This window comes from Paraburkholderia sp. CNPSo 3274 (assembly GCF_024206475.1).
Taxonomy (GTDB): Bacteria; Pseudomonadota; Gammaproteobacteria; order Burkholderiales; family Burkholderiaceae; genus Paraburkholderia.
The window spans coordinates 18,315-41,974 of the sequence record NZ_JAMBPR010000013.1; the positions used below are offsets into that span (position 1 = coordinate 18,315).

The following is a 23,660-nucleotide window of genomic DNA, read 5'->3' on the forward strand; positions in this document are numbered from 1 at the left end:
CCAGGGCGCCGCCATGCGCGCGGCGCCGCGCGGGGGACCCCATGAGCTTCAACGCCGCAGACCGGCCGCAGACGACAGGAGTCGCGGGCAGCACGCAGCCGCCGGAACACGCCGGCCCGCCCATCGACGTGTATTTCGCGCGCCAGCCGATGCTCGACCGGGAGGGCCTCCTCTGCGCGTTCGAGACATTGCCGCGCCTCGTGGACCGGCGCGAGAGCGCTGAACTCGGGCAAGAGGCCGAAGCGGCCGCCAAAGACCAGGCCTCGGGCCTGACGCCCAAACCTTCCGCCACGAGCTCCGCGCTCCTCAAAAGCTTCGCCGCGTCCGCCTTGCACGCCTCGCTTGCGGGCCATCCAGCCTGGCTCGACATGACGCGCGACGCGCTTTTTCACGACGGCCTGCTGCGTGTGAGCCCCGAGCGCGTCATGCTCGAGTTGCCCGTGAACATCGGCGCGGACCCGGATTTGATTGCGCGGCTCGTCGAGCTGCACCGTCGCCGCTACCGTTTCGCGCTCGACCATGTGTCGAAGGCGGATGAGTCGCTCGCGAAACTGCTGCCCTATGTGGACGCGATCAAGATCGATATCCGCGAGATCGCGCCCACGGTGCTGCCGAAGTTCGTGAGCGTGATGAAGTCGGCGGGCAAGCTTCTCGTGGCCATGGGCGTCGAGACCCAGGAAGACTATCAGCGCGCGCACGACCTCGGCTTCGACCGCTTCCAGGGCTACTTCTTTGCGAAACCGCACGGCGGCGCGCGCCGCTCCAGCGCGCCGCGCCAGGCGCTGCTGACCCTGCTGCATCTGCTTGCGGCCGAGCCCACCGTCGCGCAGCTCGAAGCGGAGCTGAAGCTCAACCCCGTGCTCGTGATGCATCTGATGCGGCTTGCCAACTCGGGAAGCATGAACATCGGCCGCAAGGTGACGACGCTGCGCGAGGCGATCAATGCGACTGGCACGAACGCTATCGCGCGCTGGACGCAGCTGCTGCTGTACGCGGACGGCCGCAAGATCGCCGCCGAAGACGACCCGCTGCTGCAACTCGTGGCGACGCGTGCGCGCTTCATGGAAACCGCGGTGACGCAGCTCGCCCACGCGCACCTCGAAGAGGAAGACGCGGCGTTCCTCGTGGGGGTGTTCTCGTTCGTCGAGGCGGTGTTCGGCGGCCCGCTCGAAAGCACGCTCGAAGTGCTCACGCTGGCCAAGCCGATCCGCACGGCGATCGTGAAGCGCGAGGGCGCGCTCGGGAGGCTGCTCGAACTTTCCGAGGCGCTGGAGCGCGCAGACTGGGCCCGCGTCGATGCACTGTGCGCGCAACTCGAGCCACTCGACGCCGCGACGGTCGCGGCTATCTCGCTCACGGCCGCGGAATGGGCGGGCACGTCCGGCCGCGACGCGGAAGACGAGGGGCTGGAACGGATCGAAGATTGAGCGGGCGGGGCGGTGCCGCGAAGGGATGCGGTGCGCCCCAGCTCAGTTGAGACTCAGTCGAGCGTCAGGCAGTCTGCGCAACGGGCGTGAAGAAGCGCGCGAGTTGCTGCGCGAGATCGTTCAACGCGCTCATCTCTTTCTGTGAAATGCGGCGCGGCTCCTGGTTCACGAGCCAGTCGCCGTACATCAGCGCAACGGGCTCGACGCCAGGCGCGCCCACGGGCAGCAGGACGAACGCGCGCGCGTCGTCGAAGCTCGAGCGATACCAGCCGGGCAGCCGCGCGAGAATCTTCGCATCGCGCGCATTCTCGATGAAGATGCCGACCTTGTTCGCGATGGCGAGGTGAAACACGTCGGGCTGGAACGCGGCGGAAAACGAGAGCTTGGGCAGCACATCGCCCATATGCGGGCCGAAGCCGTGCTGCGCCTCGAACATGTTCGCCCCGCGTCGCACGAACACCACGCTGCGTGCGAAGCCCAGGCCCGCGAGCACGGTTTCGGTTGCGAGTGTAAGGGCGGTGCTGAGTGCGCTGTCGGCCGGCAGCGCGCGCAGATCCTCGACGCCGGCCGCAATGCGCGCCTCGGGATCGAGCGCTTCGCGGGCGATGGCGTCGGCGTTGGCGCGCAATTCGACGATTTCGCGCATGACGCCGTCTTCGGCTTCCTCGCGCGCGAGCGCGAGGCTCATCTGCACGAGCACATCGGCATCGGTCGAGAGCGCGCGGCCGTAGTGCTGCGCAAGTTCGGCGATATGCGTCTCGCGCATCTCCTCGGAGAGGCCCGCCGTGGTCAGCACGCGCGCGACTTCAGTCGAATAGTTGGTGATGGCGCGCAGCCACTGCACGTCGCGCGGTTCCTTGTCGGCCGGGTCGTAGTGGCGCATGCCCGCACGGATCGTGTCGGGCAGGCGCCAGCGCGTGGCGGCTTCGAGGCCGAGCTCTTCGAACGTGACGCCGAGCACTTCGAGGCAGGCCTCGTCGTCGCTCGAGCCTTCTGCGATCTCGCGGCGGATCTGGTCCCACTCGGGTTCGAGATAGAACACCACGAGCAGCTTTCCCACCTGGCGCATGAGCGTGCAGACCACGGCCTCTTCGCCCGCGCGCAGGTCGCCGTGCTCGGTGAGCTTGCGCGCGACGCAGCCCGAGAGCATGGTGCGGTTCAGTTCGAGCTTGGCGTCGATGCGGCGCGGCGCGCTGTGGTGAAAGTGATCGACGATCTTCAGGCCGACGACGAGATGGCCGACCGCGTCCATGCCAAGGACCATCAGCGCGCGCGTGACGGTCGTGATGTTGCCGCCGAACGCCATGTACATGGCCGAATTCGCGAGACGCAGCACTTTTTGCGTGAGCGCGAAATCCGAGAGCACGACCTTCACGAGCGCGCTGAAATCGTAGTCGTCATTCGTCATCGCCGCGACCGTGGTGCGCAGCGATTGTGACAGCAAGGGGAAGTCCCCGCGTTCATTCATGCGGGCCCACAAGCGGTCTAGCAGGACGGCCTTTACCATCTGAACCATGTCAATTTCGCGAAAGCCCTGCTGTTTGCGATGCCCGCATCATTGCACCTCGTGCACGTGCAACGCACCCGAAACGAAGCGCTGCTGCAATTCTTCTGAAGGCAGCGCCTTGCAGACGAGCCATCCCTGGATATGCTCGCAACCCATGTTCGTCAGCAGTTCGCGCTGCGCCTCCGTTTCCACGCCCTCGGCCACGAGCTCGAGATCGAGCGTACGCGCGAGCCCCACCACCGCGTTCACGATCGCCTGATCGTTGCGCGAAGTGATGAGGTTCTCGACGAAGCTTCGATCGATCTTCAGCTTCGAGAGCGGGAAGCGCTGCAGGTACGCAAGACTCGAATACCCCGTGCCGAAGTCGTCCACCGCGAAGCGAATGCCAAGCGAGGTGAGCTCTTCGAGCAGCGTTTTCGCATGCTGCGGATCGTGCATGAGCAGGCTTTCGGTGATCTCGAACACGAGCCGGCACGGATCGACTCCGGTGAGCTCGATCGCCTCCTCGACACTTTCCCTGAAACGCGGATTGCGGAACTGCTGGGGCGAGACATTGACCGCAACGTACTGCAGCTCGATGCCTTGCTCGTCCCATTGGGTCAGTTGCATACAGGCAGCCTTCAAAACCCAATTGCCGAGATAATTAATCAGGCCGACCGATTCCGCAAGGGGAATAAATGTTGAAGGCGGCACGAGACCGTGCAATGGATGTTGCCAGCGGATCAATGCCTCCACGCCGACCACGCCGCGCGACGCGCTGCTCGTGATGGGCTGGAAGTGTAGCGAGAATTCGCCGTTGCGCACACCGTCGTAGAGGTCCGACTCCAGCTTCAGGCGCATGGCGTCGGTGGGATCGTCAACGGGCACGTGCAACGTTAGCGTGTTGCCGCCGATCGCCTTGGCCTGCTGGAGCGCCTGGTCCGCGCGGCGGATGAGCGGCGTGGTGTCGGCGCCGGTATCGGCGTCGCTCGCACCGGATGCATCCGGCCGCTGGTCCGGATGGAACGCAATTCCGATGCTCGCCGAAAGGTGCACGGGCTGGTTGCGAAACGAGTACGGCTGCAGGATGGAGGTGAGCAGACGCCGGGCGAGCGCTTCGGCGGCGCCGCGCACGTCGTCCGGCGCGGCGTGGCGTTGCGGCGTGATCAGAATGGCGAACTCGTCGCTGCCGATGCGCGCGATCATTTCGCCCTGCAGCGCAAGGTGGGTGAGGCGCCGCGCCGTCTCGCGCAGCAGCTCGTCGCCGGCATCGTAGCCGAGTGCGCGGTTCACGCGCTGATAGTCGTCGAGGTCGAGCAGCACGAGCGCCACCGGCACGCCGAAATGGTCCGCGTCGGCCTGGGCGCGCTGCAACGCGGGCGCGAGCGCAGTCTGGTTGGGCAGGCCGGTGAGCGGATCGTGATGGAGCGCGTGGGTGAGCGCGGCCTCTGTGCCTTGCCAGCCGGAGACGTCGAAGCCCGCCACGGCGAAGCCGGCCGTCTCGCCATACTGGGCGCGCTGCACGCGCAGTTCCACGGGAAGCGGGTAGGTGAGCGCCTTGACGAGATCGACCGTATCTTTTTCCACGGCGCCGCTGTGCGCGGCGCGCGCGATGAGCGCCTCGAGGCGCTCGTGATGCTCGGGCGTCACGATGTCGGCGAGCGTGGCGCCGAGCAGGAACTCGCGGTGATAACCCGCAAAGCGCAGGCTCGCGTCGGAGACGTAGAGAAAGTGCAGCCTGGCGTCCACGTGCACGAGGAAATCCACCGCGGCGGCCGTGTTCTCGAACGAGCGCGAAGTGGCGTCGGCGTAGTCGGGGCCGGCTGCGGGAGGCGACGGGGGCACGAGCGGTGCGGCGCCTTCGTCGTCGTCTGCTTGCGCTGCGTTCCGTGCGTGTGCGGCAGGCGGTGCGTCCGCGTCGCAAGGCATGGGCGGGTCGCCGGCAATGCCCTTCAGGCCGGCAAGCGCATAGAACCGGTCAATGACCGTGCGCAACCAGCCCTGGCGGGGCGCGGAGATCCTGTTCGCTTCCATGTCTGTCGCTGGCAACCCTTTGTTTGTCTGTGGCGTCCCGGCCGGTTTCCATGTCCGGCTGAAGCCGCCCATCAGAGCAAGTTATCGACCTCGGGCGGGAAATCTTTAGCGGCGGCGACGGAAAAAACACCTAACGCATAAACGTGACGGGAGAGCGGTGCGGTGGCGTCCAGATTCGGTTAAAGTGGCGCCGGTCGAGACGCCGTTCGCCATGCGCGATGGGTCGGCGCGCGTAAAGCGCCCGTCTTGCCGGCCGCAGGGGCGGCTCGGCGCGTCGGCGGCAATTACCGGCTATTCCATCCGTACGAGTCATCCGCCATGTCCGATTCATCGTCAGCGTTTGCCGCGCCGGCAAGCGAGGCTGCGCGAGACGATGCGGGCAGGGGCACCCCTGGTTCCGCGCCATCTATGCCGTCAGCTTCGCAACCCGGCCTTGCGCCCGGGTCATCAACCGGTTCGCAGCCGGGCGCCGCGTCCGCGCCGCAGACCTCTGATCCGTCGCTTGAGCCGTCGCCCGTGCCGCCTTCTCGCGAGCCGGCGCAGGCTGCGCCCGGCGCGGGTTCGGGCGCTGTGCAGCCTTTCGTCTATCTCGGGCGGCAGCCTATTCTCGATCGCAATGGCGCGCTCAACGCCTATGAGCTGCTGTTCCGCGGCGGCGCGCAGAACCGCGCGGACGTCGACGACGACGCGCTCGCCACGGCCCAGGTGATGACGCGCACCATCGGCCAGCTCGGTGTGCCCGCGGTGCTCGGCCGTCACTACGGCTATGTCAACATCAGCCGCGAGTTGCTGTTCGACGACATCGTGCATCTGCTGCCGCCGGGCCGCTTCGTGCTGGAGGTGCTCGAACACGTGCGCTTCGACGCCGCGGTTCTGGAGCGTCTCGCGCAACTGCGCCGCGCCGGCTACCGCATTGCCTTCGACGACGTGTGCGAGATCACGGAGAGCCTGCTGCGCGCCTTGCCTTACGCGGACATCATCAAGGTCGACCTGCTGCAGACCGAGCGCGCGGCGCTGCCGGGGCTGGTCGCGAGCCTCGCCGCGCATGGCAAGACACTGATCGCCGAGAAGGTCGAGACGGGTGAGGACTTCGAACTGGCCTCGTCGCTCGGTTTCGAGCTTTTTCAGGGCTACTTCTTCGCGCGCCCGCAGGTGCTGCGCGCGCCGCGCGTGCGGTCGTCACGCCTTGCGCTCGTGCGCCTGCTCGCGCTGGTGGCCAACGACGTCGGCACGGCGGAACTCGAGCGCGAACTGCGCAGCCACCCGGGCGTAGTGGTGCAACTGTTGCGTCTCGTCAATTCGAGCGCGTACTCACCGGGGCGGCCGATTTCGTCGCTGCGCGAAGCGGTGCTCGCGGCGGGCACGCGCCAGATCGCGCGCTGGGCGCAACTGCTGCTCTACGCGAGCGGACGCGACTTGCCCTGGGGCTCGGACCCGCTCGTGCAGCTCGCGGGCACGCGCTCGCACTTCATGGAGCTTGCCGCGCGCAGCCTGAGCCCGCAGGACCCCGATTTCGCCGATGCCGCCTTCATGACCGGCATCTTCTCGCTCGTGCACGTGCTGGTGGGCTCGACGCCCGAGCACACGCTCGATCGTCTCGGCCTCGCGCGCGAGATCGTCGAGGCCGTGGATGGTCATCGCGGCGAACTCGGCACGCTGCTGCGCATCGCCACCGCCGCCGAGCGCGGCGATCACGATGGCGCGCAGCGCCTCGCGCGCGAGGCGGGCGGCATGTTCAACGCGCTCACGCCGCCGCTGCTCGGCGAGTTGAACCTGTGGGCCGGAGCGTGGTTCACGGCCTACGCCGAGGGTTGAAATCAGGTTGTAAGCCTTGCGCCGGGGCGCGCGCTGCGAGTGCCGCAATTGTGTGATCCAATATTGGTATCGCCGCGGCGTCATGCGTCTCATTTGCATGATGGGCAAGACCCGCGGGCAAAACGCGCGCCGACGTGGCGATTCAACTCGAGGGCATTTGACATGAAACCGAGGTTCTTTGCGGCGGGAGCCGCGGCGCTCGTCTGCGCCGGGCTTGCGCTCTTTACGCTGTCTGCACAGGCAACACTCAAGCCGGGCGACGCTGCACCCGACTTCACGACCCAGGCATCGCTGGGTGGCAAGACCTACACCTATTCGCTCGCTTCGGAGCTGAAGAAGGGGCCGGTGGTGGTGTATTTCTATCCGGCCGCGTTCACGAAGGGCTGCACGATCGAGGCGCACGAATTCGCTGAAGCGGTCGATCAATACAAGCAGTACGGCGCGACCGTGATCGGCGTTTCGCACGACAACATCGAGACGCTCACCAAGTTCTCGGTGAGCGAGTGCCGCAGCAAGTTCCCGGTGGCCGCCGACGAAGACTCGAAGATCATCAAGTCGTACGACGCGTCGATGCCGATGCACGAGTCGATGGCCAATCGCGTTTCGTATGTGATCGCGCCGGACGGCAAGATCATCTACGAATACACGAGCCTGTCGCCGGACCAGCATGTGGCGAACACGTTGCGCGCCGTGAAGGAATGGGCCGCGCAGCATCCGCAGCAGTAGCTTTCGCGCGTTATCGCGAGTCATCGCGACCCCCAGCAAGAAACGAGGCCCGCCACGCGCGCGGGCCTCGTCGCGCTCATTCCCGGTCGTCCCTCCGCGTTTGTCCTGGCATTTCTCTCCTGCCGCACGGAATACCCGCATGCCGATCATCGTCGTTCTATTTGCCATTGCCGCGCTCGTCTACGGCGCGTACTGGTCCTTCAACGCCATCACGGCGCACTTCGGCACGGGCGTTGCCGTGGGCGCAGCCGTGATTGCCGCGGCGTTGTTCGTCGCGCTCATCGCCTGGTGGTGGCGCCATATACGCGAAGTGGCGCCCAATGTGCGCGGCGAAGGCGACTGGACGCACCGCGTGGCCGGCGCGTGGGGCGAGGCCCGTCTCGCGGCGGGCAAGCGCTTTTGCGAGCTGACGCAGGGCGGCGCGCGTGGCGCGTATATCTTCGCCGACCTGCAAGGCGCGCAACCGGCGCGCGACGCCAACGGCTGGCACGTGGCGCTGCGTGTGGCCGATCCTAAGCGCCCGCTCTGGCAATTGCCGATGCAAAGCGAGCGCGAAGCGAAGCGCTGGGCGCGCATTTTCAGGCTCGCGATTGCGCAGAAGCTGTGATCGTGGCAACCGCTCCGTACGGGCGTTAGTCGGAGGACGCTTCGTAATCGCCGCCTGGTGGCGTCCGCCGCAGCTCAGCCGAACGTTCCGGACGCACCGCTGTCCTAACAACTTCCCGGCAGTCTTGCCCGCCAACGCAAACTGGATATGTCACGAAAAACCTGGATCGCAGCGGCCTTGATCGCCGTCTGCGCCACGCTGCTTGCGGCGTGCGACCAGCAAAAAGTCGCCGATGCGGTCAACGCGATCAAACCCGATTCGATGGCGTTCGGCGGCCTGCGTATCGGCGTTTCGACGGTCGAGGACGTACGCCAGCAGGCGGGCAAGCCCGAAATGGTCTGGGAGGACGACGACGGCGCGCAGCGCCTGGAATACCCGCGCGGGCCCAACGGCCTCACCACGTGGATGCTTGACTTCGACGCAAACGGCAAGCTCGTGGCGATGACCCAGGCGCTCACGGCGCAGAATATCGCGCAGGTCGTGCCGGGCATGCCGCAGGACGAAGTGCGGCGCCTGCTCGGCAAGCCGGCCACCGTGGCAAAGTATGCGTTGAGCCACGAGGAAGTGTGGAGCTGGCACTGGGCCGAAGGCGGCGTGGCGGGGGACGGCATGTTCAACGCCCATTTTGCGCCGGATGGGCTCGTGATCAGGACGTCGCGCTCGGACGCACCGGGCCACGAGCAGCATTGAGGCGGCGAGCGCACTTATCGCGCGAACCGCAAGGAGGAAGCAGATGAAACGTATCGCGTTGCTATGGAATGTGGTGAAGGGCGATGCGCGCGTACTGTGGCACGCGCTGCGCCAGCCGGAACGCCCGGTGTGGCTAATGCCCGCCACGGCGTTGCTAGGGCTCTATGCGCTCGACCCGTTCAATATTGCGCTACCGCTGGCCGGCGTCGTGGACGACGGCATCATCGTGCCGCTGGTGCTGCATCTGATCGTGCGTTGTCTGCCTGCGCATTTGCAGCAGCCTCGGCCTCGAAGCGCGCGGGCATAAAAAAACGGCTGAAGCCACGCTTCAGCCGTTTTCTACTGCAAGAACGCTCACTCATTCCACCTGCGCAGCGGGCGCCGCGCGCCCGCGCTTCGCATCCCACCACACGCGCAGCCGGTCCATGTACAGGTACACCACCGGCGTCGTATAGAGCGTGAGCATCTGGCTCACGATCAGCCCGCCCACGATCGAGATACCGAGCGGCGCGCGCAGTTCCGCGCCTTCGCCGCGCCCGAACGCGAGCGGCAGCGCGCCCAGCAGTGCCGCGCAGGTTGTCATCATGATCGGCCGGAAGCGCAGCAGGCAGGCCTGATAGATCGCATCGCGCGAACTCAGCCCCTCACGCGACGCCTGGATCGCGAAGTCCACCATCATGATCGCGTTCTTCTTCACGATGCCGATCAGCAGAATCACGCCGATCAGCGCGATGATGCTGAACTCCGTCTTGAAGAGCAGCAGCGCGAGCAGGGCGCCCACGCCCGCCGAGGGCAAGGTGGAGAGAATCGTGAGCGGGTGGATGTAGCTCTCGTACAGAATGCCCAAAACGATATACACGGCCGCGAGCGCCGCGAGAATCAGGAGCGGCTGGTTGTCGAGCGACTGCTGGAACGCCTGCGCCGTGCCCTGGAAGCTGCCGTGAATCGTCGCGGGCATGCCGATCTCGGCCATCGTGTCGTAGATCGCCTGGGTAGCGTCGGAGAGCGATTTGCCGGGCGGCAGGTTGAACGAGATCGTCGAGGCCACGAACTGGCTCTGGTGATTCACCGAAAGCGGCGTCGTGCCGGGGCCGAACGAGGCGATCGACGAGAGCGGCACCATGGTTTCCTTCGACGTGGAGACGGCCGCGCCCGACGACGCGCTCGACTTGCCGCTCGCGGCGAGCGAGTTGGTCGCGAGGTTGCGCGCGGAGTCGCCGGCGATGGCCGCGGCGCTCGAAGCCGTGGTGGCGGCCGTGCCGCCCGTCGACGCGGTGGTCGGGCCAGTCACCGTGCCCGCCGTTGCGTTGGTGCTCTGCGCGCCGCTCGCCGTGCCGCCCGAGGTGCTCACCCAGATCTCGTTGAGCATGGTCGGGCTCTGCCAGTACTTCGGCGCGACTTCCATCACCACGTGGTACTGGTTGAGCGGGTTGTAGATCGTCGAGACCTGACGCTGGCCGAACGCGTCGTAGAGCGTGTTGTCGATCTGCGAAGGCGTGATGTTCAGCCGCGCGGCGCTCTGCCGGTCGATGTTGATCATCGACTCGAGGCCGCCTTGCTGCTGGTCCGAATTCACGTCGGCGAGTTCGGGGCGCGCCTGCAGTGCCTCGGTGAGCTTCGGCCCCCACTTGTAGAGGTCGGTGGTGTTGTCCGCGAGCAGCGTGAACTGGTACTGCGCGTTCGACTGCCGGCCGCCCACGCGAATATCTTGCACCGCCTGCAGGAAGGTGCGTGCGCCCGTCACGTTCGAGAGCGGCCCGCGCAGCTGCGCGATCACCTCATCGGCGGAAAGCTTGCGCTCGCTCTTGGGCTTGAGCGAGACGAACATGAAGCCCGAGTTGGTCGCGCGCCCGCCTGAAAATCCCGCGACCGATTCCACCGCCGGATTCGCTTGCACGATGCGCATCATCTCGGAGAACTTCACCTTCATCGCCTGGAACGAGGTGGCCTGGTCGGCCTGGATGCCGCCGACGAGGCGCCCCGTGTCCTGCTGCGGGAAGAAGCCCTTGGGCACGACCACGTAGAGCGCGACGTTCAGCGCGATGGTCGCAACGAGCGTGAGCAGGATGACGAACGGATGGGCCAGCGCCCAGCCGAGCGTACGCTCGTAGCCGCCCTGCAAGCGCAGGAAGCCGCGCTCTAGCCACTGCGCAAAGCGGCCTTCCTCCTTCTTCTCGTGCGCCTCCTGGAGCAGGCGCGAACACATCATCGGCGTGAGCGTGAGCGAGACGGCGAGCGACACCGCAATGGCAAGCGAAAGCGTGAGTGCGAACTCGCGGAACAATCGCCCGACAATGCCGCCCATCAGCAAAATAGGCAGGAACACGGCGACGAGCGACACGCTGATCGAGAGCACCGTGAAGCCCACCTCGCGCGCGCCGAGCAGCGCCGCCTTCATGCGCGGCACGCCGTTTTCGATATGCCGCGAAATGTTCTCCAGCACGACGATGGCGTCGTCCACGACGAAGCCTGTCGCGATGGTGAGCGCCATCAGCGAGAGATTGTCGAGCGAGAAGCCCATCAAGTACATCGCCGCGAAGGTGCCGATGATCGAGATGGGCACGGCCACGCTCGGAATGAGCGTCGCGCGCCAGTTGCGCAGGAACAGGAACACCACCATCACGACGAGCGCCACGGCGATCAAGAGCGTGCGCTCGGTGTCCTTGAGCGAGGAGCGGATCGTGACGGAGCGGTCGGAGGTCGGGACCACCTCGACGTCGGCGGGCAGCGACGCCTTGAGCTGCGGCAGCATGGCGACCACGCGGTCCACGGTCTCGATGATGTTCGCGCCCGGTTGGCGGTAGAGGATCACGAGGACGGAACGTTTGCCGTTGGCGAGACCGATGTTGCGCAGGTCTTCCACCGAGTCGACCACTTCGCCCACGTCCGAGAGTTTCACGCCCGCGCCGTTGCGGTAGGCGATCACGAGGTCCTTGTACTGGCTCGCCTTGCTCGCCTGGTCGTTGGTGTAGAGCTGAAAGCGCTGCGGGCCGAATTCGATATCACCCTTCGGGCTGTTGGCGTTGGCCGAGGCGAGCGCCGCGCGCACGTCTTCGAGGCCGATGCCGTAGTGAAAGAGCGCGTGCGGCTCCAGCTCCACGCGCACGGCCGGATTCGCCGAGCCGCTTACGTCGACTTCGCCCACGCCGTCCACCTGCGAGAGCGACTGCTGGAGCACCGTGGCCGCCGAGTCGTAGAGCTGGCCCGCGCTCAACGTGGGCGAGGTGAGCGCGAGAATCAGAATCGGCGCGTCGGCGGGGTTGACCTTGTGGTAGGTCGGGTTCTGCCGCAGGCTCGTGGGCAGGTCGGCGCGCGCGGCGTTGATCGCCGCCTGCACGTCGCGCGCCGCGCCGTCGATGTCGCGGTTCAGGCCGAATTGCAGCGTGATGCGCGTGCTGCCCACTGAGCTTTGCGAGGTCATCTCCGTGACGTCGGCGATCGAGCCGAGGTGCCGCTCCAGCGGGCTCGCCACGCTGGTTGCCACCGTTTCGGGGCTCGCGCCCGGCAAGGTGGCCTGCACGGAGATGGTCGGAAAGTCCACCTGCGGCAAGGGCGCGACCGGCAGCTTCGTGAACGCGAAGAGGCCGGCCAGTGCGATGCCGATGGCGAGCAGCGTGGTCGCGACGGGGCGCGAGATGAACGGGCGCGAGAGATTCATCGCGTCAGCTCTCCGGCGAAGACGACGACGCGCCTTGCGAACCGCCGCCGAAGCGCTGGCGCAGACGCTGTGCGATCCGGTCGAACGCAAGGTAGATCACAGGCGTCGTAAAGAGCGTGAGCGCCTGGCTCACGATCAGACCGCCCGCAATCGCGATGCCGAGCGGCCGGCGCAGCTCGCTGCCCGCGCCGTAGCCGAGAATCAGCGGCACGGCGCCGAGCAGCGCTGCCATCGTCGTCATCATGATCGGGCGGAAGCGTAGCAGACACGCCTGGTAGATCGCCTCGCGCGGCGGCTTGCCTTCGTGGCGCTCGGCTTCGAGCGCGAAGTCGATCATCATGATGGCGTTCTTCTTCACGATGCCGATCAACAGCACGATGCCGATGATGCCGATGATGTCGAGATCGTGCCCGGTCAGGATGAGCGCGAGCAGCGCGCCGATCCCGGCCGATGGCAGCGTGGAGAGAATCGTGATGGGATGCACGAAACTCTCGTACAGCACGCCGAGCACGATGTACATCGTGACGATGGCCGCGAGGATCAGGAACAGCTCGTTGGAAAGCGACGCCTGGAACGCGAGCGCCGCGCCCTGGAAGCGCGTCTGGAACGAGCCCGGCAGGCCGACGTCCTTTTCCGCCTGCTGGATCGCCTTCACCGCCGCGCCAAGCGAGGAGCCCGGAGCGAGATTGAACGAGACCGTCGTGGCCGGGAACTGCGAGAGATGCGAGACGAGCAGCGGCGCGGGCCGCTCGTGGAACTTCGCGATGGCCGAGAGCGGCACCTGGCCCGTGGTCGAGGTGGAGGAGGGCAGGTAGATCGAATTCAGCGCGTCGGTGTAGTGCTGAAGAATCGGATCGGCTTCGAGAATCACGCGATACTGATTCGACTGCGTGAAGATCGTGGAGATGATGCGCTGGCCGTAGGCGTCGTAGAGCGCGTTGTCCACGGTCGCCGGCGTGATGCCGTAGCGCGCCGCGCTCACACGGTCGATCTCGATGAACACGGAGCTGCCCTTGTCCTGCAGGTCGGTCGCCACATCCGCGAGTTCGGGCAGTTGCTGCAAACACTGCACGAGCTTCGGCACCCAGGTCGTGAAGTCCTGGATGTTCGGCGTGGTGAGCATGAACTGGTACTGCGTCGGGCTCACGGTCGAGTCAATCGTGAGGTCCTGCACCGGCTGCATGTAGAGCGTCGCGCCGGGCACGTGGGCCACGCTCTTTTGCAGGTCGCGGATGATCTCGCTCGCCGTTTCGCTGCGGTCGTCGCGCGGCTTCAGGTTGATGAGCATGCGGCCGCTATTGAGCGTGATGTTGGTGCCGTCCACGCCAATGAACGAGGTGAGGCTTTCGACGTTCTCGTTCTTGAGGATCTCCGCGGCGAGCGCCTGCTGGCGCTCGGCCATCGACGCATAGGACACCGACTGCGGCATCTGTGTGATGGCCTGGATCACGCCCGTGTCCTGCACGGGGAAGAAGCCCTTGGGCACGATCACGTAGAGAATGCCGGTGAGCACGAGCGTGATGAGGAACACGATCATCGTGAGGCGCTGGCGTGCGAGCACCCATTCGAGCGCCACGCCATAGCGGCCAATCACATAGTCGAAGAACGCATGCACGCGCGCCTCGAAGCGGTGGCTTTCGGGCGGCGGCGTGTGGCGCAGCATCTTCGCGCACATCATCGGCACGAGCGTGAGCGAGACCACGGCCGAGATCACGATCGTCACGGCGAGCGTGATGGCGAATTCGTGGAAGAGGCGGCCCACCACGTCGCCCATGAAGAGCAGCGGAATCAGCACGGCGATGAGCGACACCGTCAGCGAGATGATGGTGAAGCCGATCTGCTTCGAACCCTTTAGCGCCGCTTCGAGCGGTGTTTCGCCATCCTCGACGTAGCGCGCGATGTTCTCGATCATGACGATGGCGTCGTCCACCACGAAACCTGTCGCGATGGTGAGCGCCATCAACGACAGGTTGTCGAGCGAGAAGCCGCACAGGTACATGACCGCGAGCGTGCCGATGAGCGAGAGCGGCACCGAAAGGCTCGGAATGATCGTGGCGTAGATGTTCGCGAGGAACAGGTACATCACGAGCACCACGAGCACCACCGACATGAGCAGTTCGAACTGCACGTCGCGCACCGAGGCGCGGATCGTGGTCGTGCGGTCGGTGACGATCTGCACGTCGAGCGAAGAAGGCAGCGCTTCCTGCAGCTGCGGCAAGAGCGCCTTGATGCTGTCCACCACCTGGATCACGTTCGCGCCCGGCTGGCGCTGCACGTTCAGGATGATCGCGGGCGTGCCGTCCGCCCACGCGCCGAGCTTGGTGTTCTCCGCGCCCTGCACGATGTTCGCGACATCGGTCAGCATGACGGGGCGGCCGTTGCGGTAGGCGATCACGGCGTCTTTATACGCGTCGGCGTCGGTCAACTGGTCGTTCGCGTTGATCGTGTAGGCGCGCGTGGGGCCGTCGAAGTTGCCCTTGGGCGTGTTGACGTTCAGGTTCGAAATGCTCGTGCGCAGGTCGTCGAGATTCAGGCCGTAGGCCGCGAGCGCACGCGGATTCGCCTGGATGCGCACGGCCGGGCGCTGGCCGCCCGAGAGGCTCACGAGGCCCACGCCCGCCACCTGCGAAATTTTCTGCGCGAGGCGGGTGTCGGCGAGATCCTGGATCTGCGTGAGCGGCAGCGTTTTCGAGGTGATCGCGAGCGTGAGGATCGGCGCGTCGGCCGGGTTGACCTTGGCGTAGATCGGCGGCGCGGGCAGGTCCGAGGGCAGCAGGTTGCCGGCCGCGTTGATGGCGGCCTGCACTTCCTGTTCGGCCACGTCGAGCGGCAGGTCGAGGCTGAACTGGAGCGTGATGACCGAAGAGCCCGCCGAACTCTGCGACGACATCTGGTTGAGCGACGGCATCTGCCCGAACTGACGTTCGAGCGGCGCAGTGACCGAGGACGTCATCACGTCCGGGCTCGCCCCCGGGTAGAAAGTCTGCACCTGAATGGTCGGGTAATCGACTTCGGGCAGGGCGGAAAGCGGCAGAAAGCGCAGCGCGACGAGGCCGACCAGCATGATCGCCGCCATGAGCAGCGCCGTGCCGACCGGCCGCAGGATAAAGGCGCGGGATGGATTCATGCTGGCTTACTGGGCTTGCGTCTGCGATGCGTGGCGGTGGCCATGACGCGCGCCCGAGGCCGCGCCGGCCGACGATGCGCCCGATGCCCCCTTCGCGTGTTGCGCATGCTCGGCGGGAATCGTGATCTTCGCGCCTTCGCGCAGACGGTCGGAGCCGTCGGTCACCACGCGCTCGCCCACGGCGAGGCCCGAGGCGATGCTGGTGCGCTCGGCATCGACGGGGCCGACCTTCACGAGCCGCACCGTCACCGTGTTGTCGGGCTTCGCGACATAGACGTACTGCCCTTGCGAGCCGTTGAGCACGGCCGACGTGGGTACGATCACGGCGTCATGGATCGTATCGACGAGCAGGCGCGCGTTCACGAACTGATTCGGAAAGAGCCCTTGTTCGTGGTTCGTGAAGCTCGCGCGCAGCTTGACGGTGCCTGTGGTGGTGTCGATCTGGTTGTCGATGGTCTGGAGCGAGCCGGCTTCCAGCATCGTCGTGTTGCTGCGGTCGTAGGCCGCGACCGACATTTTCGTGCCCGCGCGCAGCTGCTTCATGATGGGGGGCAGGTTGTCCTCCGAAGTCGTGAAGATCACGCTGATCGGCTCGAGCTGCGTGAGCACGACGATGCCGTTGGTGTCGCTGGGCGTCACGTAGTTGCCCGGATCGACCTGGCGCAGGCCCACGCGGCCCGAAACGGGCGCCGTGATGCGCGCGTAGGTGAGGTCGAGCTTGTAGGTATCGACGCTGGCCTGATCGGACTTGACGGTGCCCTCATATTGCTTGACGAGCGAGGCCTGCGTGTCGACCTGCTGGCTCGCGATCGAGTCTTGCGAGAGCAGCGTCTGGTAGCGCTTGAGGTCGAGGCGCGCCGTGGCGAGCAGCGCCTGGTCGCGGGCGAGCTGGCCTTCGGCGTTGGCGAGCGAGATCTGGTACGGGCGCGGGTCGATCTGCGCGAGCACATCGCCCTTTGTCACCATCTGGCCTTCCTGGAAGTACACGTCCTGAAGCGTGCCGGATAGTTGTGTGCGCACCGTGATGTCGGCCAGCGGCGTGACCGTGCCGAGCGCGGTGATGACGATGGGCATGTCGCCGGCCTTCGCCGTGGCCACGCTCACTGGCTGCGGCAGGTTGGCCATGGCGCCCGGACCGCCGTGACGCATGCGCGCACCGGCCGCCGGTGTGGCGTCGCCGCCCGAGAGCGCCTTGTTCCACGGTTGCCAGCGCGCGAGCACGATGCCGGCGATCAAAATGACCACACCCAGCACGATGAACTTTCCCTTGCTGCGCCTCGCGGCGACCGGAGCGGGGGACTGCGGCGTCGTTTCTTTACGGGGGGAATCCGGGCGCTTTTCTCGTTGATCCATCGGTCAGGTCGGTAACAGGTTCTCGAAGCGAGGTTCTCGAAGGCTCTTGGCTGAGCGGACTATAGGTGCGGGCCGCGAAGCGCACGCAAACCGCGCACGGAGCCGGCACAGCGGGCGCGCGCCGATGCTACGCATGGCGTGCGCAAGCAAGATGTCAGGACGCGCCGCGCTCCGGGCCGAATGCCGCGCCATGCGTTCACGGGCATGGACGGCTTCACGGGCGGCTGGCTGGCGTTGCACGCGAAGGGCGGCAGCTCGGCAGGCCCTTGACGCCAAAAAGCATGATGCTACGTTGCCCCCTTCGTTACAGTCCAGTGCCGTTTCTTTCGAGACGTTACGAGCGTTACACCCTTCGTGTGTTTTTTGTAAGGCGCAAGCGCTCGCATTGTCAGGTCAAGTGGGGCAGGCGCAGGGCGCCGCCAATTTCGTCGACGATACGCGCGGTGCATTCGCGCATCAGCGGCACGACATGGGTGACGAGCCACTCGCGCGGGCACTGCTGCGAGGCGCCGCCGCAGTTGATGGCGTAGATTTCGCCGTGGGGGCCCGCGAACGCCGTCGCGATGGCGTTGAGCCCCTCGTACCACTCGCCGATCGCGAGCCCATAGCCGTCGGCGGCGGTCTCGGCGAGCGCGGCGTCGAGCCGGCTGCCGAAAACGCCCCAGTCGTTGCCGCTCGAGGTCTGCAGCGCGGCGGTGAGTTCGGCGCGCCCGTGCGGGTCGAGCGCGGCGAGGTAGGCGCGCCCGACGGCGGTGCGTCCCATGTCGATACGCGAACCGACCTCGAGGCGCGTAACGAGCACGGCGGTGCGCGGGCGAATCGCGTCGATCACGACCATGTCCAGACGGTCGCGCACGGTGAGGTGCACCGAGAGCGCGGTGCGCTCGGCAAGCCGCGTGAGAAAAGGCCGCGCACGGCTGCGGATGTCGGAGTTGCGCAAGAAGCCGTTGGACAGCTCCAGCACCGACGACGTGAGCACGAAGCGTTCGCTGTCGGGCAACCGGGCGAGAAAGCCCGTGCTCACGAGCGTGCCGGTGAGCCGCGAAAGCGTGGGCTTGGGAATGCCCGTCAGCTCGGTCAGTTCGCGGTTGCTGAGCGGCGCGTCGGCGGCCGCGACGCAGCGCAGGACGGCAAGACCGCGCGCGAGCGCGGTCACTTCGTCGGCGCCGCTGTCTTTATCTCGCCGAGTTTCGTCAGAATTGCGCGAATCGGATGCGGAAGTCATTGGCGGGACAATTTTCCGAAACAGGATTTCAGATTTGAGATTTCGCGCGAGGTGTTACAAAGTCAACGCGGGCTTGCTGCGCAGTAAGGCCGTTTGCGTTTGATCAACGCGGCGCTCCCTAAATTAGGGCGCAAATTTTCAGACGATTGTAATGGATGCCAGATGCTCGACGATTGGCGCATTTTGGCGAGATTTTGCTTGACTTAGTCAGCACGTAGGTAAAAAATGGAACCCGATTTCGGCAATACGCCTCAACCCCGCAAACTCGCGGGGTTTTAATGTGCCTTGCGCTATGCAATTCGCATAATTGCGCTTTGTTTTTCGATGGCACGGCTTAGCCCGAATACCGTCTCTCAGGTTCTAGCACGGCCCTCGGAATGGCTAGAACTTTTCAAGGCGCCACGTGCAAACGTGGCGCTTTTTTTTCGCCCGGCTGCAAACGGGCGATTAGCGGCCGATCAGGCGACCTCGCCGCTAAAGCGATCCCGCAACTCACGTTTGAGCACCTTGCCTATCGGGCTGCGCGGTAGCGCGTCGACAATCACCACGTCGGCAAGTCGTTGCATCTTCCCCAATTGCCCGTTGGCCCAGGCGGTGAGTTCGTCGGCGGCCAATGCCGAACCGCGCTCGAGCGTGACGAACGCCACCGGCGTTTCGCCCCAGCGTGGCGATGGCACGCCAACCACCGCAGATTCAACGACTTCGGGGTGCCGGGCGAGCACCTGTTCCAGATCGCTTGGGTAGATGTTGAAGCCGCCCGAGATGATCATGTCCTTCTTGCGGTCCATCAGCACGAGGAAGCCGTCGTCGTCGAAGCGGCCGACATCCCCGGTTCGGATGAAGCGCCGGCCATCGCTGTCGTACCACTCGGCTTGCGCCGTCTTGTCCGGTTGCCGGTAGTAGCCGGTCATCATGGCAGGCGAACGCCCGACGATTTCACCCGCTTCCCCGGCGGCGACCTCGCGTCCGTCGGCATCGATCAGGCGCATTTCATGGCCGTTCAGCGGGCGGCCAACGGTGTGCAGCTTGTTGGGAAACTCGTCCGCGCAAAGCTCGCACGACGCGCCGCCTTCAGTCATGCCATAGAACTCGGTGAGCTTGCCTGGCCATCTGCGGAGGGCGTCCGCCTTGAGGTCGGCCGCGAAAGGCGCGCTCGTGCAGAACTTCGCGCGGAAACTGGACAGGTCGTAGCGATCGAAGTCCGGATGGCCGAGGATACGTTGGTATTGCACCGGCACCAGCATCGTGTGCGTGACGTGCTTGCGCCCGGCAAGTTCGAGATATTGCTTCGCGTCGAACCTGGGCATGAGGACAACCGTTCCGCCGAGCGCCAGCGTCGGGAAGAAGCTCACCAGCGTGGTGTTCGAATAGAGCGGCGTAGCTATCAAGGTGACGGAGTCCGGCCCGTATCCGCGTTCGACGCTACGCAGCGTATAGGCGTAGCGCATCGCGTGCGACTGCACGATCCCTTTGGGCGCACCCGTCGTGCCAGACGAGTAGATGATGTTGAACGCCCACTCCGGCCGAATTTCCACGTACGAGGGCGCGGCGCCCACGGGCGCCAGCCAGGCGTCGTATTGCCCGGTTGCACTGACGTTGATGACGGGCAGCGCAGGCGGCAACGTGACGCCCGCAAGCGACTGGCAAACCGCGTCGTCGGCGAAGAGGATTTGCGCCCGGGAGTTGTCCAGTATGGCGACGAGGCTGTCCGGATGGGTGGAGGGCGACAGCGGGGCGACCGCCAGTCCCGCTCTGAGCGCGCCGAAGAATACGGCGGCATATTGGATGGAACTCGACGCACAGATGGCAACGACGTCTTCGGGTGCCAGTCCATCACGCTGCAGCGCGGCGGCACAGCGGTCGATCAGCGCCTCGAGCGCGGCGAACGTGACCGTCTCGCCTTCGCAGACAATTGCCGCATGCGCGCCGTGTTCCGCCGCACGTTGGCGAATCATGGCGGTCAAGTCGACGAACGGTGAGTCGGGTGACGGGGACTTCACGGACATGGCCTCATACCTCACTGGAAAGATGTCTTCGCGATGGAGTGATCCGGTTCTCTTGCGCAATGGTCTCCCTTCTGGTGCGCGCGCGGCCACGCTTCGTCGTTTGTGAACGTGCGTTCGATTTTCTGCCGGGTAACTACGCTAGACAACGACAAATTTTTTCGACAGACCGTCAAGGCGACTTTGACAGTCTGCCCGCAACGCGGCGTCATATGTGCGGACTCACGCCCCGTTTTTGCCATACCATCGCCTGATCACCCGTTCGATGGAGTCGCACATGCTCTCCGAAGAGGAACTGGCGTTGCTCGACGCCATCCGCGAAACCGGCAGCCTGTCGCGCGCGGCGGCACGCCTGAACAAGGCGCCTTCCACGATTTCGCATGCCGCGCGCCAACTCGAGGCGCGCTTCGACGCGCTGCTCTTCGACCGCCGGCGCTACCGGCTGCAGCTTACGCCGGCCGGACATCTGCTCGCCGAGGAGGCGAGCCGCCTTATGCAGGACGTCGCGCGCATGACGCAGCGCGTGCGGCAGGTCGCGAACGGCTGGGAAGACCGCTTGTGGATCGTCACCGACGAGATCCTCGAATTCGAACTGTTGATGCCGGTGATCCGCGACTTCGACGCGCTGCAGTCGGGCGTCAAGCTGCGTTTCACGCACGAGGTGCTCTCCGGCACCTGGGAGGCGCTGCGCGACGGCCGCGCCGATCTCATCGTCGGCGCAACCAACGAGCCGCCCGCCATCGACGGTTTGCACTGGTTCGAACTCGGCGTGATGGATTGGGTGTTCGCGGTGGCGCCGCGCCATCGGCTCGCGCGCGAGAAGGCGCCGCTCACGCGCGAGCGCATGCTGGCCGAGCGCGGGGTGGCGGTCGGCGATTCTGCGCGCCTCACGCCCGGCCGCGGCTACGGGCTGCTCGGGGGGCAGGAGGTGCTGGCGGTGCCGTCGATGCGCGCGAAGATCCTCGCGCAGCGCGAGGGGCTGGGTGTCGGCTGGGTGCCTCGGCGGCGCGCGGCGAGGCTCATCGAGCGCGGCGAACTGGTCGAGAAAGTCACGGCGAACCCGCGCGAGCCGAACGTGCTTTACGTGGCGTGGCGCGGCGAGCACGTGGGGCGCGCACTGCAATGGTGGATCGACAGGCTGCGCGAGGCGCGTCTTGCAAAGCGCCTCGTGGAAGGAATCGAGGTCACGGGCTGAAGCAGGCTACCCGCGCACTGGCGCAAACGTTCGATGGCTTCGAACGTTTGCGCCAGGACCATCGTACGGCAGGCGGCGCGCCGCCCGGCAATATGGCATCACAGTCTCAGATCGAGACCATCCCCTTCAAGGAGAACGTCATGAACCGCTTTGCAAACAAAACTGTCCTCGTCACCGGCGGAACCAGCGGCATTGGCCTTGCTGCCGCACACGCCTATGCCGCCGAAGGCGCGCACGTCATCGTCACTGGCCGCGATGAAGCCGGGCTCGAAGCCGCGCGGGTCGCGCTCGGCCCGAACGCGCACGCCTGGCGCAACGACGCGGCCTCGATCACCGGCGCGCGCGAGTTGGCCGCCGCCGTGCGCGACGCCGGCCTGCGCCTCGACGCGGTGTTCATCAACGCGGGCGTGGCGAAGCTCGCGCCGTTCGAGCAAGTGGACGAAGCGCTCTGGGACGTCACCTTCGACACCAACGTGAAGGGCGCGTACTTCCAGATTCAGTCGCTCCTGCCGGTGCTGCGCGAAGGTGCGGCCATCGTGCTCAACGGCTCGATCAACGCGCATATCGGCATGCCCACTTCGTCGGTGTATGCGGCGAGCAAGGCCGCGCTGATCTCGTTCGCCAAGACGCTATCGGCCGAACTGCTGCCGCGCGGCATTCGCGTGAATGTGGTGAGCCCCGGGCCCGTGAAGACGCCGCTCTACAACAAGTTCGGCATGGACGCGGCCGCGCTCGCGGCGGCCGAGGAATCGATTCGTGGGCTGGTGCCGCTCAAGCGCTTTGCGACGGTGGAAGAGATCGCCTCGACCGTGCTGCATCTGAGCGCAGACGAGTCGGCCTTCATGATCGGCACCGAGGTGATCGTTGCCGGTGGCATGGGCCAGCTTTGATGGTCCGTCAGTGATGTGTACCGAGTGCGGGCGGCAGGGCGCCGCCCGCATGAGCGTATTGCGCGTCGGTCAGGAAACCGTTTCGCGTTCGGGCGTGGCCGTGATCTTGTGGATCGACAGGTCGGTGCCGTTGAATTCCTGTTCTCGATCGATGCGCAGGCCGACGAATTTGCGCAGCAGGCCGTACACCACGAGGCCGCCAAGAAAGGCGATCACGATGCCCGCAATCGTGCCGACGATCTGCGCGCCGAGCGAGACGCCGCCGAGCCCGCCGAGCCACCGCTGACCAAAAATACCCGCGGCGATGCCGCCCCACGCGCCGCACAGGCCGTGCAGCGGCCACACACCGAGCACGTCGTCGATGCGCCAGCGGTTTTGCACGCAGGTAAACATATAGACGAACAGCGCGCCGGCTACCGCACCCGTCGCGAGCGCGCCGAGCGGATGCATGATGTCCGAGCCCGCGCACACGGCCACGAGCCCCGCGAGCGGCCCGTTGTACGTGAAGCCCGGATCGTTGCGGCCCGCGAACCACGCGGCGAGCGTGCCGCCCACCATCGCCATGAGCGAGTTGACGGCGACGAGACCGCTGATCTTGTCGATGGTCTGCGCGCTCATCACGTTGAAGCCGAACCAGCCCACCGCGAGCACCCATGCGCCGAGCGCGAGAAACGGGATGTTCGAAGGCGGATGCGCGGCGATGCGGCCGTCGCGCGTGTAGCGGCCGTGGCGCGGCCCGAGCAGCAGCACGGCCGGCAGCGCGATCCAGCCGCCGAAAGCGTGGACGACCACCGAGCCCGCGAAGTCATGGAACGGCACGCCGAACACGTGCGTCATCGCATCCTCGAAACCGAGGCGGTTGTTCCACACCATTCCCTCGAAGAACGGGTAGATGAAGCCGACGATCACGAAGGTCGCGAACAGCTGCGGATTGAACTTCGAGCGCTCGGCAATGCCGCCGGACACGATGGCCGGAATGGCCGCCGCGAAGGTGAGCAGGAAGAAGAAGCGCACGAGCGCGTAGCCGTTGTGCTCGGCGAGCACGTCGGCGCGCGAGAAGAACTGCACGCCGTAGGCGAGCGTATAGCCGATGAAGAAGTAGGCGATCGTCGAAATCGAAAAATCGACGAGGATCTTCACGAGCGCATTGACCTGGTTCTTCTTGCGCACGGTGCCGAGTTCGAGAAACGCGAACCCCGCGTGCATGGCGAGCACCATGGCGGCGCCCAGCAGCAGGAATAGCGTGTCGGTGCCGGTCTTGAGATTGTCCATCTGGCGTACCCAGTTTGCCCAAAATGGGCGCATAGTGAGCAAGATGCGGGCCAGCTTCGGCGCCAAACTGGTGAATTCGCGGCGCAACAGGCGTCAAGCCGGTGCGGCCGTGCACCGATGCGGGAAAATAGTCGGTACCGTGTCGTCGGTCC

At 65.9% G+C, this 23,660-nt stretch carries 16 protein-coding genes; 8 read left to right on the forward strand and 8 right to left on the reverse strand.

All coding sequences use genetic code 11. The features are described from left to right. Nucleotides 1–41: 41 nt before the first annotated feature. Complete coding sequence (locus M3I54_RS11285; RefSeq protein WP_254335830.1) at nt 42–1,427, forward strand: EAL and HDOD domain-containing protein; 1,386 nt, start codon at nt 42–44, stop codon at nt 1,425–1,427. Nucleotides 1,428–1,491: 64 nt separating this feature from the next. On the opposite strand, the gene M3I54_RS11290 is transcribed toward M3I54_RS11285, so the two are convergent. Then, entirely contained in the window at nt 1,492–2,934 is a 1,443-nt protein-coding gene (locus M3I54_RS11290) for an HDOD domain-containing protein (RefSeq protein ID WP_254336006.1), read from the reverse strand. 48 nt (nt 2,935–2,982) lie between these two features. After that, nucleotides 2,983–4,947, reverse strand: a complete 1,965-nt coding sequence (locus M3I54_RS11295) for a bifunctional diguanylate cyclase/phosphodiesterase (protein WP_254335832.1) — start codon at nt 4,945–4,947, stop codon at nt 2,983–2,985. 516 nt (nt 4,948–5,463) lie between these two features. Between M3I54_RS11295 and M3I54_RS11300 the strand changes: the two genes are divergently transcribed. From M3I54_RS11300 to M3I54_RS11320, 5 genes are all read left to right on the forward strand, one after another. Continuing rightward, entirely contained in the window at nt 5,464–6,762 is a 1,299-nt protein-coding gene (locus tag M3I54_RS11300; protein WP_375542126.1) for an EAL and HDOD domain-containing protein, read from the forward strand. Nucleotides 6,763–6,924: 162 nt separating this feature from the next. Beyond that, the gene (locus tag M3I54_RS11305) at nt 6,925–7,488 is read left to right on the forward strand and encodes a peroxiredoxin (RefSeq protein WP_254335834.1); all 564 of its coding nucleotides are present in this window, start codon (nt 6,925–6,927) and stop codon (nt 7,486–7,488) included. Nucleotides 7,489–7,627: 139 nt separating this feature from the next. Beyond that, entirely contained in the window at nt 7,628–8,095 is a 468-nt protein-coding gene (locus tag M3I54_RS11310; RefSeq protein ID WP_254335836.1) for a hypothetical protein, read from the forward strand. A 147-nt stretch (nt 8,096–8,242) separates the two neighbouring features. Next, nucleotides 8,243–8,785 (forward strand): outer membrane protein assembly factor BamE, encoded by a 543-nt coding sequence (locus M3I54_RS11315; protein WP_254335838.1) that lies wholly within the window; start codon nt 8,243–8,245, stop codon nt 8,783–8,785. A 43-nt stretch (nt 8,786–8,828) separates the two neighbouring features. Next, nucleotides 8,829–9,092: a hypothetical protein gene (locus tag M3I54_RS11320; RefSeq protein ID WP_254335840.1), complete on the forward strand. Its 264-nt coding sequence runs from the start codon at nt 8,829–8,831 to the stop codon at nt 9,090–9,092. Between the two features lie 51 nt (nt 9,093–9,143). On the opposite strand, the gene M3I54_RS11325 is transcribed toward M3I54_RS11320, so the two are convergent. From M3I54_RS11325 to M3I54_RS11345, 5 genes are all read right to left on the reverse strand, one after another. Then, the gene (locus tag M3I54_RS11325) at nt 9,144–12,443 is read right to left on the reverse strand and encodes an efflux RND transporter permease subunit (RefSeq protein WP_254335842.1); all 3,300 of its coding nucleotides are present in this window, start codon (nt 12,441–12,443) and stop codon (nt 9,144–9,146) included. Nucleotides 12,444–12,447: 4 nt separating this feature from the next. Beyond that, nucleotides 12,448–15,570: an MdtB/MuxB family multidrug efflux RND transporter permease subunit gene (locus M3I54_RS11330; protein ID WP_254335844.1), complete on the reverse strand. Its 3,123-nt coding sequence runs from the start codon at nt 15,568–15,570 to the stop codon at nt 12,448–12,450. A 6-nt stretch (nt 15,571–15,576) separates the two neighbouring features. Continuing rightward, nucleotides 15,577–16,923, reverse strand: a complete 1,347-nt coding sequence (locus tag M3I54_RS11335) for an MdtA/MuxA family multidrug efflux RND transporter periplasmic adaptor subunit (RefSeq protein WP_254335846.1) — start codon at nt 16,921–16,923, stop codon at nt 15,577–15,579. 388 nt (nt 16,924–17,311) lie between these two features. After that, a complete protein-coding gene (locus M3I54_RS11340; RefSeq protein WP_254335848.1) occupies nt 17,312–18,148 on the reverse strand; it encodes an IclR family transcriptional regulator in 837 nt (278 codons plus the stop codon). 458 nt (nt 18,149–18,606) lie between these two features. Continuing rightward, the gene (locus M3I54_RS11345; RefSeq protein WP_254335850.1) at nt 18,607–20,154 is read right to left on the reverse strand and encodes a class I adenylate-forming enzyme family protein; all 1,548 of its coding nucleotides are present in this window, start codon (nt 20,152–20,154) and stop codon (nt 18,607–18,609) included. Nucleotides 20,155–20,428: 274 nt separating this feature from the next. Here M3I54_RS11345 and M3I54_RS11350 point away from each other — a divergent pair, with 274 nt between their 5' ends. Both M3I54_RS11350 and M3I54_RS11355 read left to right on the forward strand, forming a co-directional pair. Next, entirely contained in the window at nt 20,429–21,346 is a 918-nt protein-coding gene (locus tag M3I54_RS11350) for a LysR family transcriptional regulator (protein ID WP_254335852.1), read from the forward strand. Between the two features lie 140 nt (nt 21,347–21,486). Beyond that, nucleotides 21,487–22,236, forward strand: a complete 750-nt coding sequence (locus tag M3I54_RS11355) for an SDR family oxidoreductase (RefSeq protein ID WP_254335854.1) — start codon at nt 21,487–21,489, stop codon at nt 22,234–22,236. A gap of 69 nt (nt 22,237–22,305) precedes the next feature. Here M3I54_RS11355 and M3I54_RS11360 read toward each other — a convergent pair whose 3' ends face one another. Further along, nucleotides 22,306–23,508 (reverse strand): ammonium transporter, encoded by a 1,203-nt coding sequence (locus M3I54_RS11360; protein ID WP_254335856.1) that lies wholly within the window; start codon nt 23,506–23,508, stop codon nt 22,306–22,308. Between the last annotated feature and the right edge of the window lie 152 nt (nt 23,509–23,660).

What these genes read in the sequence shown, in the direction of transcription:
- M3I54_RS11285 (WP_254335830.1), top strand. Translation starts at nt 42, where the DNA reads ATGAGCTTCAACGCCGCAGACCGGCCGCAGACGACAGGAGTCGCGGGC.
- M3I54_RS11290 (WP_254336006.1), bottom strand. Translation starts at nt 2,934, where the DNA reads ATGGTAAAGGCCGTCCTGCTAGACCGCTTGTGGGCCCGCATGAATGAA.
- M3I54_RS11295 (WP_254335832.1), bottom strand. Translation starts at nt 4,947, where the DNA reads ATGGAAGCGAACAGGATCTCCGCGCCCCGCCAGGGCTGGTTGCGCACG.
- M3I54_RS11305 (WP_254335834.1), top strand. Translation starts at nt 6,925, where the DNA reads ATGAAACCGAGGTTCTTTGCGGCGGGAGCCGCGGCGCTCGTCTGCGCC.
- M3I54_RS11310 (WP_254335836.1), top strand. Translation starts at nt 7,628, where the DNA reads ATGCCGATCATCGTCGTTCTATTTGCCATTGCCGCGCTCGTCTACGGC.
- M3I54_RS11315 (WP_254335838.1), top strand. Translation starts at nt 8,243, where the DNA reads ATGTCACGAAAAACCTGGATCGCAGCGGCCTTGATCGCCGTCTGCGCC.
- M3I54_RS11320 (WP_254335840.1), top strand. Translation starts at nt 8,829, where the DNA reads ATGAAACGTATCGCGTTGCTATGGAATGTGGTGAAGGGCGATGCGCGC.
- M3I54_RS11325 (WP_254335842.1), bottom strand. Translation starts at nt 12,443, where the DNA reads ATGAATCTCTCGCGCCCGTTCATCTCGCGCCCCGTCGCGACCACGCTG.
- M3I54_RS11330 (WP_254335844.1), bottom strand. Translation starts at nt 15,570, where the DNA reads ATGAATCCATCCCGCGCCTTTATCCTGCGGCCGGTCGGCACGGCGCTG.
- M3I54_RS11335 (WP_254335846.1), bottom strand. Translation starts at nt 16,923, where the DNA reads ATGGATCAACGAGAAAAGCGCCCGGATTCCCCCCGTAAAGAAACGACG.
- M3I54_RS11340 (WP_254335848.1), bottom strand. Translation starts at nt 18,148, where the DNA reads ATGACTTCCGCATCCGATTCGCGCAATTCTGACGAAACTCGGCGAGAT.
- M3I54_RS11345 (WP_254335850.1), bottom strand. Translation starts at nt 20,154, where the DNA reads ATGTCCGTGAAGTCCCCGTCACCCGACTCACCGTTCGTCGACTTGACC.
- M3I54_RS11350 (WP_254335852.1), top strand. Translation starts at nt 20,429, where the DNA reads ATGCTCTCCGAAGAGGAACTGGCGTTGCTCGACGCCATCCGCGAAACC.
- M3I54_RS11355 (WP_254335854.1), top strand. Translation starts at nt 21,487, where the DNA reads ATGAACCGCTTTGCAAACAAAACTGTCCTCGTCACCGGCGGAACCAGC.
- M3I54_RS11360 (WP_254335856.1), bottom strand. Translation starts at nt 23,508, where the DNA reads ATGGACAATCTCAAGACCGGCACCGACACGCTATTCCTGCTGCTGGGC.